This is a genomic window from Streptomyces sp. NPDC050560, assembly GCF_044457285.1.
Lineage (GTDB): Bacteria > Actinomycetota > Actinomycetes > Streptomycetales > Streptomycetaceae > Streptomyces.
On record NZ_JBITGT010000004.1, the window covers coordinates 91,192 to 107,890 of the forward strand.

Genomic DNA, 16,699 nt, shown 5'->3' on the forward strand with positions numbered 1-16,699 from the left:
TCCGCCACGTCCCCGCACGTCGACGAGGGGGAAGCCGAGGTGGGGCAGCCCCGGCATGCTGTCGTCGAGCAGTCGGGAGACGGTGCGCATCGAGTACGAGGGGCCCGTCGCCAGGACGGGGCCGACCATGGCCGACGGCGCGAGGGCCACGAGGCGGTCCCTGTCGCCCCGGGCGTCGGCCCCGTGCCAGGCCGCGCGCCCGGCGAGGATCTTGGAGCGTACGTAGGCGGTGGTGCCCGGCGCGTCCGGGTCCCGCCACCGGGTCTCGTCGTACGGCCCCGGGCCTGACGCCTCCACGGTGCTGCCCGACGACGTCATGACCACCCGGCGGATCACGGGCCCCTGGGGGCACCCCCATCGCTCCCTGGTCCCCCTGGCCCACCCTGATCCGAGCGGAAGACCCTGGGCGGCGCCGTACGGGACTTCGGGGCGCGGGGTGACGGCCGGTCAGTGGCGGGCGTAGCCGGGGATGAGTGCCTTGATGCGCTCGATCGCGCGGGGGTCGGAGATGCCCTGGAAGTCGTGGCGCGGGGTGTAGGGGGCTTCGAGGCGGCGGGCCTCCTCGTCGTCGAGGTCGAGGTCGAGGGAGGCCACCGCGTCGTCGATCTGCTGGATCGAGCGGGCGCCGACGACGGGGGCCGCGACGACGGGGTTGCGGCGCAGCCACGCGAGCGCGACCTGGGCGCGGGTGGCGCCGTGGGCGTCGGCGACCGCACCCACCTCGTCGAGGATCTGCCGGTCGCTGTCGGCGTTGGCCTCGGTGTAGAGCAGGTCCGCGTAGGCGGCGTCGGTGGCGGCGCGCTCGGTGCCGCCCTCCTGGCCCACGGGACGGGCGAGGCGGCCCCTGGCCAGCGGGCTCCACACCATGGTGGCGACGCCCTCGTCCGCGCAGAGCGGCAGCATCTCGCGCTCCTCCTCACGGGCGAGCAGGTTGTAGTGGTCCTGCATGGTCACGAAGCGGGCCCAGCCGTTTCGCTCCTGGAGGTGGAGCGCCTTGGCGAACTGCCAGGCGTGCATGGAGGAGGCGCCGAGGTAGCGGGCCTTGCCGGACTTCACCACGTCGTGCAGGGCCTCCAGGGTCTCCTCAAGCGGTGTGTCGACGTCGAGGCGGTGGATCATGTAGATGTCGACGTGGTCGGTGCCGAGCCTGCGCAGGCTGTTGTCGATCTCGGCCATGACCGCCTTGCGGGACAGCCCGCCGCCGTTGGGGCTGTCGGGGCGCATGCTGTGGCGCACCTTGGTGGTGATGACGACGTCGTCGCGGTGTGCGTAGTCCTTGAGGGCGCGGCCGAGGATCTCCTCGCTCGAACCGTAGGAGTACATGTTGGCGGTGTCGAAGAAGTTGATGCCGGCCTCAAGGGCGTGCCGGATCAGGGGGCGGCTGGCCTCCTCGTCGAGGGACCAGACGGGGTGGCCGCGGTCGGGCTCGCCGTAGGTCATGGCGCCGACGGCGAGCGGCGAGACGTCGAGGCCGGTGCGGCCGAGCTTGATGTAGCGCACGGGAAAGCTCCTACAATGGGAGGCGACAGTAAACGGAGAATTCTCCGCCTGACATCGCCGACGCTAACGGAGAACTCTCCGGATGGCAATCGCAGCCCTCGGCCGCACACCGGACCGCATGCCAGGACCGCACCCCAGGAGGCCCCCATGCCCGACGCAGCGGCGCAGCGCTCCGACGCGCTGAAGAACCGGGAGACGATCCTCCAGGCCGCCCATGACGCGCTCGCCGAGTCCCCCGACGCCTCGCTCAACTCCATCGCCAAACGCGCCGGTGTCGGGGCCGGCACGCTCTACCGGCACTTCCCCACCCGCGAGACGCTGCTCCTTGAGGTCCACAGGCACTACATGGAGCGCCTTGTCGCCTCCGTGCCCGACCTGCTCGCCGCCCATCCCCCGCTGGACGCGCTGCGGCTCTGGTTCACCACCCTCGCCACCTCGGGGCGTATCAAGCACGGCCTGGGCGAGGCGCTCCACTCGGCCGCCGCGCAGGAGGCCGTCAGCGCCGCGTGGCCCCCGGTCACCGCCGCCGTCGCCCGGCTCCTCCAGGCGTGCGAGGCGGCCGGGGAGGTACGCCCCGGAATCGACCCCGTCGACGTCGTGCTGCTGCTGAGCTGCCTGTGGCGCACCCCCGAGACCCCCGAGGGCGTCGCCCAGGCCGACCGCCTGCTGGAACTCGCCATCACCGGCTTCCGCCCGTAGCGCCGCCTCAGGTCGTCTGCTTGTGGCCCTCGCCCGAGCGGCGCTTGTCGCGGGCGTAGATGACGGCCGTCTTCCCGTCGCCTGGGGCACGGCGGGCCATCTCGAACAGGGTGGTGGCGGTGAGGAGGTCGCTGAGCTTGGTGTAGCCGTAGGTGCGGGAGTCGAAGTCGGAGCGCTGCTTGGTGATGATGTGGCCGACGTTGGCGAGATGGGCCCAGCCGTCGTCGTCCGAGGCCGCCTCCACGGCGTGGCGCAGCAGGTTGACCAGGGCGGTGTCACCCTTCAGCCGGGCGGCCGTGGCGCGCTCGGCGGGCTTCGCCTCGGCGGGGGCCGTGGCGCTGCTGAGGTTCTCGGTGTAGATGAACTTGTCGCACGCCGCGACGAACGGCTTCGGGGTCTTGCGCTCGCCGAACCCGTACACGGTCAGGCCGGATTCGCGGATACGGGCGGCGAGGCGGGTGAAGTCGCTGTCGCTCGACACGATGCAGAACCCGTCGAACCTGCCCGAGTACAGGAGGTCCATGGCGTCGATGACCATGGCGGAGTCGGTGGCGTTCTTGCCCGTGGTGTAGGCGAACTGCTGGATCGGCTGGATCGACTGGGTGAGCAGTTGGTCCTTCCAGCCCTTCAACTGGGTGCCGGTCCAGTCCCCGTAGGCGCGTTTGACGTGCGCCGTCCCGTACTTGGCGACCTCCGCGAGCAACTCCTCGACGGCGGTGGGCTTGGCGTTGTCGGCGTCGATCAGCAGCGCCAGTTTCGCGGTGCTCTCCTCGGCTCTGTCCACGAAGTCGACCGTAGCGCAGCCGCCCCCGGGAAGGGGAGCGCGCCAGGACGTGGCACGGTGCGGCCCGCGCCGGGCCCCCGCACACCGCGTCCTGACGGTGCCGGGTTCCGGGGCGGCGCGGTCAGTGGTCGGTGGTGCGGGGTGCGTAGCGTTTCGCCCAGGCGTCGATGCCGTGCAGGCCCGCGTTGACCAGCAGGGAGAGCACCGCGGCGATGACGACGTAGCCGTACGCCGTCGCGCTGAGGAACTGCTGCTGTGCGGTGGCCAGGAGTCCGCCGATGCCGGTGGTGCCGGTGAGCAGTTCGACGAGCAGGGTGATGAGCAGGGCGATCGGCGCGGTGACGCGCGCGCCGAGCAGGACGGGCGAGATGAGGGACGGCAGCAGCAGCTTGCGCAGGCGGGCGCCGCGCGACAGGTGCAGGGTGGCGCTGACGTCGAGCAGCAGCGGGTTGAGCGCGTGTACGGCGCTGCGGGTGGCGATGATGACGGGCCACACGCTGGTGAAGACGACGATGGCGACGGCGGTGGCGTCGCCGGTGCCGAGCAGCAGGGTGGCGGCGGGGACGATCGCCGCCGCCGGGATGGCGCGCAGGAACTGGATGAGCGGGTTGAACGCCGCGTCGGCGCGCTGCGAGGAGCCGACGGCCACCCCGATGACGCCGCCGATGACGACGGCCAGGACGAGGGCGACGAGGAACGACACCACGGTGAGCACGACCGCGTCGCCGAGCACCCCCGACTCGGCGTCGTGGACGAGGGCGGACGCCCACTGCGAAGGCACCGGGAAGTAGGGGGAGTTCCTGTTCCCGAGGAGCTGCCACAGCAGGAGCAGCACCGCGAGGGGCGCGAGGCCGCGCAGCGGTCTGAGGACGGCGAGGGCGCCGCGGCCCGTCCTGCGGGCCGCGGAGGGCTTCGGCGGTGTGCGGGCCAGTGTCTGCGTGGTCATCGCCTCGCCTCCAGGATTCCCGGCCTGACGCGGCCGTAGAGCAGGTGCAGTCCGTAGGAGAAGAGGATGCCGAGCAGGCCGCTGACCGCGATGTAGGCGAACATCCGCGGTGGGTCGAGCGCCGACTGGGCCATGGTCACCTCGTGGCCGACGCCGGCCGGTGTGGCGATGATCTCGGCGATGACGGAGACGACGAGGGAGATGCCGAGGCTCAGGTTCACACCCACCGCGATCTGTGCCGTCGAACCTGGCAGCACGATCTTGAACAGGGTCGCGGGACGCCCGAGGTGGAGTGTCCTGCCGACGTCGTGGAGCGCCCTGTTCACACCGGAGACCCCGGCGACGGTGTTGAGCAGCACGGGCCAGAGGCAGGCGTAGACGACGAGGTACATCTCCATCCTGGTGGTGAGGCCGAGCACCAGCACCATGACGGGCAGGACGGCGACCACGGGGATGGCGCGGAAGATGTCGAGGGTCGACATCGACCAGATCTGCGCGTGGCGCGACAGGCCGACGGCGGTGCCGACGACGACGGCGACGGCGGAGCCGATCAGCCATCCGAGCAGGGACACCCAGGCGGTGTGTCCGACCGCGTTCCAGAACTCGCCGGTGCCGACGAGGCCGCCGCCCGCCGCGAACACCTCGGTGGGCTCGGGGAGGTACTTCAGCCGGGAGACGCCGAGGCTCGCGAGGCCCTGGAGGATGCCGAGCACGGCGACGATCGCACCGACGCCGAGCGCCGCCCTAGGGAGTGTCTTCAAAAGAGCGTCGTCCGCCTGGAGGGCGGGGGCGGGGTGGTCCGGTGCGTGCGATCGCAAGGCGGAGGAGGGAGTCGACGCGGCGCGTCGGCGACCGACGACAACGCGGCGAGCGTGCGTGCCGGGCCGCCCCGACCAGACGGGCTTTTGAAGACACGACCTAGCTGGCGTTCTCATGGCTCTCCCGCAGGGCGCTGTAGAGGAGGTGGCGGATGCGCAGGTACTCGGGGGCCTCCTTGGTGGTGACCTGGTGGCGTGGGCGGGGCAGGGTGATCTCGGCGTCGACCGCGACGGCGCCGGGCGAGCCGGCGAGCATGATCACGCGGTCGCCGAGGTAGACGGCCTCGTCGATATCGTGGGTGACGAACACGACGGTCGTCCGCGTCTCGGCGTGAATCCTCAGGAGGCTGTCCTGGAGGGACGCCTTGGTCATGGCGTCGAGGGCGCCGAAGGGCTCGTCCATCATGAGGGCGGTGGGCCGGGTGACGACGGCGCGGGCGATCTGCACGCGCTGCTGCTGGCCGCCGGAGAGCTGCCACGGGTAGGAGGAGGCGTACCGGGTGAGGCCGATCATCTCCAGTGCCTCGCGGGCGCGTTCGCGGCGCTCCTTCTTGTCGCAGGTCTGCTCGATGCCGAGTTCGATGTTCTGCTGCGCGGTGCGCCAGGGCAGCAGCGAGGACGCGTAGTCCTGGAAGACGGTCACCACCCCGGCCGGGGGTCCCGAGACGCCCTGGCCGCCGTAGCTGACATGGGACGTCGGGTCCGGCCTGTGCAGGCCGCCGAGGACGCGCAGCAGGCTGGTCTTGCCGACGCCCGAGCCGCCGATCAGCGAGACGAACTGCCCCGGCGCTATCGACAGGTCGAGCGGGCCGAGGACGAGCCTGGTGTGCCCGGTGCCCGTGGGGAAGCTCAGCGACACGTTCTCGCAGACGAAGCCGCCCGCCCCGCCGCCCTTCGCCGCTGCCGTCGGCGCCCCTCCCCTGCTGAGCCAGCCGGTGGTGGATGTGCTCATCGCTGTTCTCTCCTCTGACGTAGAGCGCGCGATCCGGGTCGCGGTGCGGTGTGCGGCCGCTGCGCGCGGGGGCTCAGCCCTTGAAGATCGCGTCGGACAGATCGGGCTTCGACTTCATGGCCCCGAGGGTGGTCAGCGCCTCCGACCAGTTGCCCAGGTCGTCCGCGGTGGGCGGGACTCCGACGACCTGCGGCATCTCGAAGGCGGCGACGTCGGCGGCGGGCTGCCCCGTCCAGTCCGACAGGATCTTCAGCGTCTCGTCGGGGTTCTTCCCGGCCCAGGCGGCGGCCTCCTCCAGCGACTTCTGCATCGCCTTCACGGCGTTCGGGTTCTGCTTGGCCCACTGGGAGTTGGCCATCTGGAAGGAAGTCTGCTGCGGGGTGCCGATCGAGAGGCAGGGGTCCTCGATCATGCGGTAGCCGGACTTGGTCATCGCGGCGGTCTGCGGGGTCTGGAGCAGGGCGGCGTCCACCTGTCCCGCGCTCAACTGGCTCTTCATGTTGGTGAACGGGACGGCGACCAGGTGGGCGGGCTTCAGGCCCTTCTGGTTGATGTGCCACTGGAGGCACTGCGACAGGTTGCCGCCGACGGTCGGGGTGGCGACCTTGCGGCCGCCCAGGTCGCCCAGCGACTTGACGGGGCTCTTCTCGGGCACCATGAGGCCGAACTGCGGGTCGTCCTTGTTCTCCATGTTGCCGCCCGCGGCCGCGACGACCGGCAGATGTTGCAGCACCGCGTTGAGGAACAGCGGCGGTGTGATGTTGGAGAAGTTGTATTGGTTCGACGCGATCGCGGCGGGCATGAGCTGCTGGTTGTCGATCTTGTTGATCGACACGTCGAGGCCGTTCTTCTCGAAGATGCCCTTCTTGTCGGCGATCGCGATGGCCAGTGCGGAGGCGTTCGGGCTGGCCGCCAGCTTCACCTTCCCCGTCTTCCCGCTGCCGGACGACGAGTCGGACGAGCCGCAGCCTGCGAGGGAGAACGCGGCGAGGAGGACAAGCGCCGTCCCGCCCATGACCTGCGCGGTCGTTCTGCGATGACCGATGGGGTGGTTCTTCATGCGAGGCTCATTTCAGTGGCTGAGGGGAAATGGCGGGTACGGCAGTGCGTGACCTGTGACGGGTGGCAGACTGCGGGGCCGTCCGCTCGGCGCGGCAAGGTGGGGTGCCGGGCGTCGCGGGCCCGCGAAGATCCACCGGACACGGCCCGGGCCACGCCCTGGCGGCTGAAGACCGGGGGAACACTCTCTGACCGGTATGGAACTTTAATGAGGTACTGGAGTCAAGTAATTCTCCGAAGCAAAACATGCCCGGTACGAGTTCGACACGGAGGGGACCGCCCCGGGCGGCACCTTGCGAGCGCACCTGAGTGTGTGACATGGGTCTGCCTTTCCGATAGCTTGAGCAACCGGCCGACCACCGCAGGAGGGACCTGGTGTCGATGACCGACGGGATGCGCGCCTACCTGGACTGGGCCGACCTCGGAGAGGGCAGGCGCAAGCGCGAGTTCCAGTCCTACGTGCGCAACATCGCCGAGGCCCGCTACGTCATGCGCCGCGTGCTGCGCATCGTCGAGGACCGCGCCAAGGAGCACGGCCTCGACCCGCTCGTCCACCAGGCCCTGCTCCAGGTCTACGGCACGGGCGACGGCCAGGGCATCACCGTCGGCGCGCTGGCCGCACGCCTGGACATCGCCGCCGCCCTCGCCTCCCGGGTGGTGCGCCGCCTGGAGGAGAAGGACCTGGTCGTGCGCAGCCCGAGCGCCACCGACAAGCGCGCCATCATCGTCAGCGCCACCCCCGAAGGGGCGGACAGGCTCGCCGCCATCGACGACTCCGTGCACCGCTACGTCGCCTTCCTCCAGCAGGAGCTGGGCGACGAGGAGAAGCTGATGGCGCTGTCGATCTTCGCGTTCTACGTGGGCCTGAGCCCCGAGGCGCCGGTGGCCCGCGAGATCCGCTCGGCGATGGGCGACTGACGCGGCGCCCCGGGGCACGGGGCCGGTTCAGGAGGCCAGTTGCGGCAGCTTCTCGGCGCGCACCTGGCGCACCTGTGCCGCCCGCAGCGCCAGCGTCGTCCCGCAGCTCAGCAGCGCGGGCACCGCGAACACGATGAAGTACACCGGGTACGGCAGGTCGAGTTCCAGCAGGTAGCCGCCGACCAGCGGGCCCAGGATGCCGCCGAGGCGCCCCACACCGAGCGCCCAGCCGAGCCCCGTCGCCCGCATCTCGGTGGAGTAGGTGCCCATCACCAGGGTGTGCACCACGTTCTGACCGCCGATGATCAGGGCGCCCGCCAGCGCGTTGAGCAGGTACAGCGCCCACACCGCGTCGGTGAAACCGAACAGGACCAGGCACACACCGCCCGCCGCGAACGCGACCGCGAGCGCGAGCCGCTTGTCCACCCGGTCCAGTACCCAGCCGATGGCCAACCCGCCCACCGTCGCCGCGAGCGCCTGCTCGATCGCGTACGAGTAGCTGCCGACCAGCGACATACCGTGCTTGACCAGCAGGCTGACCATCCAGAAGTCCAGCGCGTACACCACGAACTGAAGGAACAGGTACAGCAGGGTGACGAGCACCGTCGAGCGCAGGTACCGCGGTGCCCACAGGGTGCGGAAGGCCGCCCGGCCCGCGCTCTCGTCCTCGACGCTGAAGTAAACATCCGGTGACACCGCCCCGGGCACGGCGGCGGCGGGAAACACCCTGCGCACGGTGGCGAACGCCTCGTCGTAACGGCCCTTGGAGGCCAGGTACTGCGGGGTCTCCGGGATGAACCACGCCACCAGCGCGGCCACCGCGAGCGCCAGGTAGGACAGGTGGAACATGGGCCGCCACCCGTGGTGCGGCACGATGACCATGGCAAGCACCGCGGCCACCGTGAACCCGAGGGTGAAGCACCCACCGCCGATGGCGACGATCCGGCCGCGGAACTTGGCGGGTGTGTACTCGCTCATCATCGTGATCGCGCCTGGCAGCACACCGCCCATGCCGAGCGCGGCGCAGAACCGCAGGACCACGAACTGCTCGTAGCTGCGGGCGAACCCGGCCGACCCCATGAAGAGGGCGAAGACCACGATGCCGATGACCAGCATGCGTTTGCGGCCAAGGCGGTCGCCCACCGCGCCGAGGCCGACGGCACCGGCGAAGAGCCCGCCGAACGTATACGAGGCGAGCAGCCCCGCCTCCACGGAGGAGATGTGCCACTCGGCAACCAGCTTCGGCAGGGTGTAGGACAGAGCTTGCAGGTCAAAGCCGTCGAAAATGACGGCCACACCCGCGATGGCCGCGATCGCGTACACACGTCGCGGTATCGGTACATGGGAGACGGCCTGATCGAAGGTTGTTGCTTCCATGCGCAACTCCAGGGCAGACGCCGGGCACATACGACTGTCGGGGAAGGCGTCATCGCCACATCCCGCTCAACCATGTCAAGTACCCAAGTACCTGACTTGACAACTTGAATTAGTGGGGTGAGGCTAAGTGGCCAGAACCACGCTGTCAACGGATCGCTCAGCGGACCGGTCCACCGCCACCGACCCACAGCCCGCTTCCACAGGCCGACGACCGGCCCGTTCGACGAGGAGCCCACACGTGGCCGACGCAGGCGCCTACCCGTACCGAGACCTCCGCGACTACCTGCACACGCTCGACACCGAGGGCCTGCTCTGCCGCGTCGACAAACCCATCGACAAGAACTCCGAACTCGTTCCCCTGGTACGGCTCCAGTTCCGCGGGCTGCCGGAGAGCCGGCGCCGCGCCTTCCACTTCACGCACGTCACCGACGCCCACGGCCGCAGCTACGAGGGCTCCGTCCTCATCGGCGGCTTCGCCGCGTCACGGGACGTGTACGCCGCCGCCCTCGGCGCGAAGCCCGACGAGGTGGGCGCGCGCTGGGCCGCCGCCCTCGACCACCCCGTCGAGCCGGTGCTCGTCGACACGGGCCCCTGCAAGGAGAACGTCCTGACCGGCCAGGACCTCCTCGACTCCGGCGGTGTCGAGGCGTTCCCGCACCCCGTCTCCACCCCCGGCTTCGACCCCGCGCCGTTCCTCACCGCCCCGTACTGGATCACCAGGGACCCCGAGGACGGCACGTACAACGTCGGGACCTACCGCGGCATGGTCAAGGGCCCCGACCGCATCGGGCTCCAGATGGACACGCCCACCCAGCACATCGCCATCCACCTCGCGAAGGCCCGCCGCGCGGGGCGCAAGCTCCAGGCGGCGGTCGTCATCGGCGCCGTCCCCGCCGTCGGCTTCGCCAGCGTCCAGAAGATCCCGTACGGCGTCAGCGAGTACGCCGTCGCCGGGGGCCTCATGGGCCGGCCGCTCGACGTCGTCCCGTGCGAGAGCGTCGACCTCACGGTGCCCGCCCACGCCGAGATCGTCATCGAGGGCGAGATCGACCCCGGGCACCTGGAGTCCGAGGGCCCCTTCGGCGAGGCGTCCGGGTATATGGGGGCGCGCACCATGTCGCCGGTGCTGCGGGTCACGGCCGTCACCCACCGCACCAGGCCGGTCGTCCAGGCGTTCATCAGCGAGTTCCCGCCCAGCGAGTCCACGCTGATGCGGAAGATCGCCTTCGAGAACGTCTACCTGCGCTTCCTCAGGCAGTCCTGCAACATCGGCGCTGTGCGCCGCGTCGTCACCCACGAGAGCGGCACCTGCAACATGTTCTTCGTCGTCCAGCTCAGCGACCCCACCGCGGGCCAGGCGCGCCAGGCCCTCTACGCCGCCTCCGGGTACGAGGCGTCCATGGGCAAGACCATCGTCGCCGTCGACGACGACATCGACCCCGACGACATGGACGCCGTGGTGTGGGCCATGAGCTTCCGTATGCAGCCCGCACGCGATGTCACCGTCCTGCCGGGCAAGCTCCCCCGCCTCGACCCCTCCGCCACCACGGACGGCTCGGAAGCCTCCTCGTCGGCCCTGCTCATCGACGCCACCCGCAAGACCCCGTACCCCCCGACCTCGCTGCCCGCGCGCGCTCACATGGAGCACGCCCGCGCCCTGTGGGACGAACTCGGGCTGCCCGAGCTGCGGCTCGCCGAGCCCTGGCACGGCTACGAGCTGGGCGCGTGGAGCGACGAGGACCGCCGCAACGCCGACGCCGCGGTCCGGGGCGAACGGCCGGAGTAGGGCGCGAGGTCCTGCGCCGCAGACGCCCTCTGCCCGCACACCAAGTGAAAGGGACGGTGGCACCCGTCATGCCCGCACACCCCCCGTTCGACCTGCGCGCCTGGCTCGACACGGCGCACAGGCTGAACGACGTCAGGACGCTGCACGGCGCCCACTGGGACAAGGAGATCGGCGCCGCAGGCACCGTCAACTACCAGCGCCCCGCGCCCCCTGCGCTCCTCTTCGACGACATCGTCGGCTACCGTCCCGGGCTGCGTGTCCTCACGTCCTCCACGAGCAACGCACGGCTGCTCGGGATGACCCTGCGCCTGGGCACCGACATGACCGACCGCTCCCTGGTCCAGGCGCTGCGCAGCCGCCCGGGGCAGTGGGCCGCCGACGCACACCGCTACCCGGTGCGCGAGGTCTCCGACGGGCCCGTCCTCCAGAACGTCCGCAGCGCGCCCGAGGCCAGCCTCCTCGACCTGCCCGTCCCGCGCTGGCACGAGGGCGACGGCGGCCGCTACGCCGGCACCGGCTGCGCGGTGTTCACCACCGACCCCGAGACCGGGCAGCTCAACGCCGGCGCCTACCGTATGCAGGTCCACCACGGCGGCCGCACCGCCACCGTCAACATGGAGGCCGGCAAGCACGGCGCCGCCCACGTCCGCAAGTGGTTCGCGCGCGAGGGCCGCGCGCCCCTCACCGCCACCCTCGGCAGCGACCCGCTGCTCCTCATCGCCTCGGGCACCGAAGTCCCGGGCACCGTCTCCGAGTTGGAGTACGTGGGCGCGGTGCTCGGGGAGCCGGTCGACGTCATCCCCGGGGACCTCACGGGGCTGCCCGTGCCCGCCACCGCCGAGATCTGCGTCGAGGGCTGGCTGTACCCCGACAAGCGGGAGCTTGAGGGCCCGTTCGGGGAGTGGACCGGCTACTACAGCGGCGGCCAGACCGAGGTCCTCGCCATGGACATCGAGCGCATGTACTTCCGCGACGACCCCATCCTGCTCGGCGCGCCGCCCGGAAAGCCCCCGCACGACTACTCGTACATGCGCAGCGTCATGAAGTCGGCCATGATCCACGACGCGCTCGTCGGCACAGGGCTGCCCGGGCTCGAAGCCGTCTGGGCCCACGAGTCGGGCGGCGGGCGCCAGCTCATCGCCGTCGCCGTCCACCAGCAGTACCCGGGCCACGCCCGGCAGGCGGGCCACCTCGCGGCGCACCTGCCCGCCGCCGCCTACATGAACAAGTTCGTGGTCGTCGTCGACGCCGATGTCGACCCCCGCAGCCTCGACGAGGTCGTCTGGGCGATGTGCACCCGCACCGACCCCGCGCAGGACATCGAGACGCTGCGCCAGACCTGGGGCAGCCGCGTCGACCCGCTCAAGGAGGCCGGTGCGCCGCCGTTCAACACCCGCGCCGTCATCGACGCCTGCCGGCCCTGGTCCCGCCTCGACAGCTTCCCCCCGGTCGCCGAGGCCGACCGCGGCCTGCTCGACGAGATGCTGCGCCGCTGGCCAAAAGAGCTGGGCGGCGCCCGATGAACGGCGGGGGCGCCCCATGCGGCTGATCGTCGGCGTGACCGGCGCCACCGGCGCCCCCCTCGGCATCCGCCTCCTCCAGGTCCTGGCCGAACTCGGCGTCGAGACCCATCTGATCCTCAGCCAGTGGGCCCGGGTCACCATCGAGACGGAGACCGACTGGAGCATCGCCGACGTCCGCGCGCTCGCCGCCCGGGTGCACGGCCCCCGCGACCAGGCCGCGCCCGTCTCCAGCGGCTCGTTCCTCACCGACGGGATGGTCGTCGCGCCGTGCAGCATGAAGACGCTCGCGGGCATCAGGGCCGGTTACAGCGACGGCCTCATCGGGCGGGCCGCCGACGTCGTCCTCAAGGAGCGGCGCCCCCTGGTCCTCGTCCCCCGCGAGACACCGCTCAGCGAGATCCACCTGGACAACATGCTCGCCCTGGCCCGCATGGGCGTACGGCTCGTCCCGCCCATGCCCGCCTTCTACCACCGGCCCAAGACCGTCGACGAGATCGTCGACCACATCGTGGCGCGCGTCCTCGACCAGCTCGGCCTGACGTTCCCCGGCTTCCGGCGCTGGGGGGAGGGCCCCGCCGGGCCCACGCACGCCGACACCCGCGCCGACACCGACACCGAGCGGAAGGACCACCTCATATGACCGCCACGACGACCGCGGAGCACGCCAGAGCACTCTCCGACAAGTGGGGCGCGCACTTCCCCGCCGCCGAACTCGACGTCCTCGCCGCCGCCGGTTACGGCGCCCGCATGGGCTTCGGCGAGCGGCCCGCCCTGCTGGTCGTCGACGTCACCTACAGCTTCTGCGGCGCCACCCCGATGCCGGTGCTCGACGCCATCAGCAGGAACCGCCGCTCCTGCGGCGAGTGGGCCTGGGAGGCCGTCGACGCCATGGTCCGGCTCGTCGACGCGGCGCGCGCGGCGGGGGTGCCCGTGGTGTACAGCACCATGATCGACCCGGACAGCCCCGCGTACGAGCCAGGGCTGTGGGGCGCGAAGAACGCGCGCGGCACGGAGGACAGCCCCGCGGCTGGCGACGGGCCCCGCGGGGATACCCCCCGCAGGGACAACGACGTCGTCGACGAACTGCGCCCCGCCCCTGGCGACCTGGTGCTGGCGAAGGGCAAGCCGAGCATCTTCCACGGCACCAATCTGCTCGACCACCTCGTGGCGCGCGGCGTCGACTCCCTGATCGTGTGCGGCGGCACCACGAGCGGCTGTGTGTACGCGAGTTCCGTCGACGGCTTCTCCCACAACTTCAAGGTCACCGTCGTCCGCGACGCCTGCTTCGACCGGGTCGGGACCCCGCACTGGGCCGGCCTCCTCGACATCGACATGAAGTACGGCGACGTCATCGACACCGACGAGACGGTCGGCCACCTCACGACGCTCAAGTAGGGAGCCCGCTATGCGCCTGGCAGTGCCCGACCTCGTGTCCAACTCGTACTTCCCCGCGGTGGCGGCCGCGGAACTCGGCTACTTCCGCGACGAGGGCCTCGACGTGGACCTGGAGTTGCGGTTCCCCGTGACGGACGCGGCAGCCGCGCTGCGCGACGGGGAACTCGACTTCCTCGCCGGGGCGGCCCACGCGCCGTTCCATGTCGATCCCGGGTGGCGGGAGACCAGGCTGCTGGCGGCGCTCGCCCGCAACATGTACTGGTTCCTCGTGGTGCGCGCCGACCTCGACCCGCTCCCCACCAGGGACCGGCTCGACCTGCTGAAGGGGCTCCGTATCGGCGCGGCGCCCGGACCCGACCTCGGCCTTCGGGGGCTGCTCGCGGCCGCCGGGGTCGCACCGGAGGCAGCGGGCATCGAGATCGCGCCCGTGCCCGGCGCCGCAGGCGACGTCTCCTTCGGTGTCACCGCCGCGCGGGCGCTGGCGCAGGGCGGTATCGACGCGTTCTGGGCCAACGGCATGGGCACCGAGGTGGCCGTGCGCGAGGGGGTCGGCAAGGTCGTCGTCGACGCGCGCCGCGACGGCGGCGGCCCGGCCCTGTTCACCTTCCCCGCCCTCATGACCTCCCGGCGGCTGGCCGAGGAGCGGCCGGAGGCCGCCGCTGCCGCCACCCGGGCCATCGTGCGGGCCCAGCGGGCGCTGCGCGAGGACACCGGGCGCGCCACGGCCGTCGGGCGCGCCCTCTTCCCGGTCATGGAGGCCGAGTTGATCGCCGGGCTCATCGAGCGGGACCTGCCCTACTACCGGCCAGGACTGGACGCCGAGGCGCTGGCGGGCCTCGCCGGGTTCGCCCGCTGGGCGGGCCTGGCCGAGGGTGTGACGGACCTGGCGGCGGTGGTGCCCGATGCGGCGCGCGCCGTCTGGCAGAGGGGCGCGGCGTGAGGATCGCGCTGATCCAGATCGCCAGCCCGGCCGACGAGCCCTCCGCAAACCGCCGGGCGCGCGCCGAGTCGCTGGTCCGCGAGGCGGCACGCGGCGGGGGCGACCTCGTCGTACTGCCCGAGCTGTGGGCCGCGGGCTACTTCGCCTTCGACTCCTACGAGGCGGAGGCGGAGCCCGCCGACGGCGTCACGGTACGTCAGTTCGGCGCGCTGGCAAGCGAGTTGGGCATCCATCTGCACGCAGGCAGCCATGTGGAACGCCTCGCGGACGGGGGGCTGCGCAACACCGCGGTGCTCCTCGGCCCGGACGGCGGGGTCGTGCACAGGTACAGCAAGGTGCACGTCTTCGGCTACCGGTCGAAGGAGGCCCGGCTGCTGCGGCCCGGCGACCGGATCTCCACCGCCCCGACCCCGTTCGGCACGGTGGCCGCGACCACCTGCTACGACCTGCGCTTCCCCGAACTCTGGCGCGGTCTTGTCGACCTGGGCGCCCGGGTGGTGATCGTGCCGGCCGCCTGGCCCGCCGCGCGCCTCGCCCACTGGCGGCTGTTCACCTCCGCGCGCGCGGTCGAGGAGCAGGTGCTGCTGATCGCCTGCAACGCGGTCGGCGTCCAGGACGGCGTCGAACTCGGCGGCCACAGCCGGGTGGTGGACCCGTGGGGCGACGTACGCGCCGAGGCGGGCCAAAGCGAGGGCATCACGTACTGCGACGTGGACCCCGAGGTCGTGCCGAGCGTGCGTGCGGAGTTCCCGGTGCTCGGCGACCGGCTGCCGTCCTACGCGCCGCTGCGCGCCGACACCCCCGATTCCACGAGGAGCCCCGTATGACCGCCACGACACTGACGTTCACGGTCGCCGGCACAGGTGAGGAACTGCGCCTCGACGACTTCGACCTGGTGGTCGCCGGCTACACAGGACGCGACGAGGTCTCGGTGCGCGCGCATATCGAGGAGCTGGCGGCGATCGGGGTCCCCGAGCCCGACTCGGTGCCCGCGTTCTACCCGATGGGTCCCGAACTCGCCGTCCAGGACCCGGAGATCGCCGTGGCGGGCGGCTACACCTCGGGCGAGGTGGAGCCCCTGCTCGTGCGGCACGGCGGGCGCCTCTTCCTCGGGGTCGCCTCCGACCACACCGACCGCGACCTGGAGCGCGAGAGCGTCGCCAGGTCCAAGGAGGTGTGCCCGAAGCCGGTCTCCGCGCAGGTCGTCGAACTCCCCCGGGGCGGCGCGGACTTCGACTGGGACGCGGTGGGCGCGGAGTGCGTGGTGGACGGCGCCGTCTACCAGCGCGGCACCCTCGAAGCGCTCCGCGTCCCCACCGAGGTACTCGCCCTGCGCGACGCCGCGGTGCACGCGGGCCGTAGCGTGGTGATGCTCTGCGGGACGCTCCCGCTGCTCGACGGCACCTTCGTCGCGGGCACCTCCTGGCGGCTGGCGCTGAGGCTGCCGGACGGCGCCGAGATCCGCCACGCCTACACGGTCAGGACGCGCGTCGCGGTCTGACCAGGCCCCCCGCGCCTCCGCCCTTCCGCCCCTCCCCCATGTACGCCCCCTCCCGAAAGGAGCCGTGCCGTGGCCAAGCCCGAGTACGAGTTCTTCCCCGCCGAGTCCGTCGAGTTCACCCGCTGCGAGGGCGCGGTCGAGAGCCTGGTCGAGCGGGTGCTGGCACGCGACCCCGCGTCGGGCGTCGCCACCCGCGTCCTGCACATGCCGCCGGGCACCGACACCACGCCCAACGGTGTGCAGGTGCACGACTTCTGGGAGGAGGTCTACATCGTCGCGGGCTCCTTCACCGACACCCGGCTCGGACAGACCTTCTCCGCGGGCGACTTCGCCTGCCGCCCGCCGGGCATGGAGCACGGCCCCTGGACCACCGAGGAGGGTGTGACGACCTTCGAGGTCCGCTACCGGGCCTGAGGGCCAGGGCCGGGAGCGTGCGACGCAGACGAGGGGTGGGGAACCCGGCCGGGTTCCCCACCCCTTTTGTCGTGCCCGGGTCTGTCG

The 16,699-nt window shown here is 71.6% G+C and carries 17 protein-coding genes; 10 read left to right on the top strand and 7 right to left on the bottom strand.

Translation table 11 applies throughout. From position 1 onward, the window contains the following. Positions 1–447: 447 nt before the first annotated feature. Positions 448–1,500, bottom strand: coding sequence for an aldo/keto reductase (locus tag ACIBIW_RS10440; protein ID WP_399334175.1), 1,053 nt, complete (start codon positions 1,498–1,500; stop codon positions 448–450). Between the two features lie 147 nt (positions 1,501–1,647). Between ACIBIW_RS10440 and ACIBIW_RS10445 the strand changes: the two genes are divergently transcribed. Beyond that, positions 1,648–2,199 (top strand): TetR/AcrR family transcriptional regulator, encoded by a 552-nt coding sequence (locus ACIBIW_RS10445; RefSeq protein ID WP_399334177.1) that lies wholly within the window; start codon positions 1,648–1,650, stop codon positions 2,197–2,199. Between the two features lie 7 nt (positions 2,200–2,206). On the opposite strand, the gene ACIBIW_RS10450 is transcribed toward ACIBIW_RS10445, so the two are convergent. The 5 genes from ACIBIW_RS10450 to ACIBIW_RS10470 all read right to left on the bottom strand — a co-directional run bounded on the left by ACIBIW_RS10450 (position 2,207) and on the right by ACIBIW_RS10470 (position 6,759). After that, on the bottom strand, positions 2,207–2,983 hold the full coding sequence (locus ACIBIW_RS10450) for an NYN domain-containing protein (RefSeq protein ID WP_399334179.1): 777 nt from the start codon (positions 2,981–2,983) through the stop codon (positions 2,207–2,209). A 121-nt stretch (positions 2,984–3,104) separates the two neighbouring features. Next, positions 3,105–3,929, bottom strand: a complete 825-nt coding sequence (locus ACIBIW_RS10455; RefSeq protein WP_399334181.1) for an ABC transporter permease — start codon at positions 3,927–3,929, stop codon at positions 3,105–3,107. After that, positions 3,926–4,690 (bottom strand): ABC transporter permease, encoded by a 765-nt coding sequence (locus tag ACIBIW_RS10460; RefSeq protein WP_399334183.1) that lies wholly within the window; start codon positions 4,688–4,690, stop codon positions 3,926–3,928. The genes ACIBIW_RS10455 and ACIBIW_RS10460 overlap by 4 nt, the downstream gene beginning before the upstream one ends. Before the next feature lie 157 nt (positions 4,691–4,847). Beyond that, positions 4,848–5,699 (bottom strand): ABC transporter ATP-binding protein, encoded by an 852-nt coding sequence (locus ACIBIW_RS10465; RefSeq protein WP_399334185.1) that lies wholly within the window; start codon positions 5,697–5,699, stop codon positions 4,848–4,850. Positions 5,700–5,772: 73 nt separating this feature from the next. Continuing rightward, positions 5,773–6,759 carry an ABC transporter substrate-binding protein gene (locus tag ACIBIW_RS10470; protein WP_399334187.1) on the bottom strand — a complete coding sequence of 329 codons (987 nt, stop codon included), beginning with the start codon at positions 6,757–6,759 and terminating at the stop codon, positions 5,773–5,775. A 380-nt stretch (positions 6,760–7,139) separates the two neighbouring features. Between ACIBIW_RS10470 and ACIBIW_RS10475 the strand changes: the two genes are divergently transcribed. Then, complete coding sequence (locus tag ACIBIW_RS10475; RefSeq protein WP_399334846.1) at positions 7,140–7,676, top strand: MarR family winged helix-turn-helix transcriptional regulator; 537 nt, start codon at positions 7,140–7,142, stop codon at positions 7,674–7,676. A 27-nt stretch (positions 7,677–7,703) separates the two neighbouring features. Here ACIBIW_RS10475 and ACIBIW_RS10480 read toward each other — a convergent pair whose 3' ends face one another. After that, entirely contained in the window at positions 7,704–9,053 is a 1,350-nt protein-coding gene (locus ACIBIW_RS10480; protein ID WP_399334189.1) for an MFS transporter, read from the bottom strand. Between the two features lie 238 nt (positions 9,054–9,291). Between ACIBIW_RS10480 and ACIBIW_RS10485 the strand changes: the two genes are divergently transcribed. The 8 genes from ACIBIW_RS10485 (at position 9,292) to ACIBIW_RS10520 (ending at position 16,612) form a co-directional block, all read left to right on the top strand. After that, positions 9,292–10,839: a UbiD family decarboxylase gene (locus ACIBIW_RS10485; protein ID WP_399334191.1), complete on the top strand. Its 1,548-nt coding sequence runs from the start codon at positions 9,292–9,294 to the stop codon at positions 10,837–10,839. Between the two features lie 68 nt (positions 10,840–10,907). Next, complete coding sequence (locus ACIBIW_RS10490; RefSeq protein ID WP_399334193.1) at positions 10,908–12,362, top strand: UbiD family decarboxylase; 1,455 nt, start codon at positions 10,908–10,910, stop codon at positions 12,360–12,362. Between the two features lie 16 nt (positions 12,363–12,378). Then, positions 12,379–13,002: a UbiX family flavin prenyltransferase gene (locus tag ACIBIW_RS10495; protein WP_399334195.1), complete on the top strand. Its 624-nt coding sequence runs from the start codon at positions 12,379–12,381 to the stop codon at positions 13,000–13,002. Continuing rightward, on the top strand, positions 12,999–13,757 hold the full coding sequence (locus ACIBIW_RS10500; RefSeq protein WP_399334196.1) for an isochorismatase family protein: 759 nt from the start codon (positions 12,999–13,001) through the stop codon (positions 13,755–13,757). The genes ACIBIW_RS10495 and ACIBIW_RS10500 overlap by 4 nt, the downstream gene beginning before the upstream one ends. A gap of 10 nt (positions 13,758–13,767) precedes the next feature. Beyond that, positions 13,768–14,697, top strand: coding sequence for an ABC transporter substrate-binding protein (locus ACIBIW_RS10505; protein WP_399334198.1), 930 nt, complete (start codon positions 13,768–13,770; stop codon positions 14,695–14,697). Then, positions 14,694–15,524: a carbon-nitrogen family hydrolase gene (locus tag ACIBIW_RS10510; RefSeq protein ID WP_399334200.1), complete on the top strand. Its 831-nt coding sequence runs from the start codon at positions 14,694–14,696 to the stop codon at positions 15,522–15,524. The genes ACIBIW_RS10505 and ACIBIW_RS10510 overlap by 4 nt, the downstream gene beginning before the upstream one ends. Then, positions 15,521–16,198 (top strand): DUF2848 family protein, encoded by a 678-nt coding sequence (locus ACIBIW_RS10515; protein ID WP_399334202.1) that lies wholly within the window; start codon positions 15,521–15,523, stop codon positions 16,196–16,198. Before ACIBIW_RS10510 ends, ACIBIW_RS10515 begins: the two co-directional genes overlap by 4 nt. Positions 16,199–16,267: 69 nt before the next feature. Beyond that, positions 16,268–16,612 (top strand): cupin domain-containing protein, encoded by a 345-nt coding sequence (locus tag ACIBIW_RS10520; protein WP_399334204.1) that lies wholly within the window; start codon positions 16,268–16,270, stop codon positions 16,610–16,612. Positions 16,613–16,699: the final 87 nt, after the last annotated feature.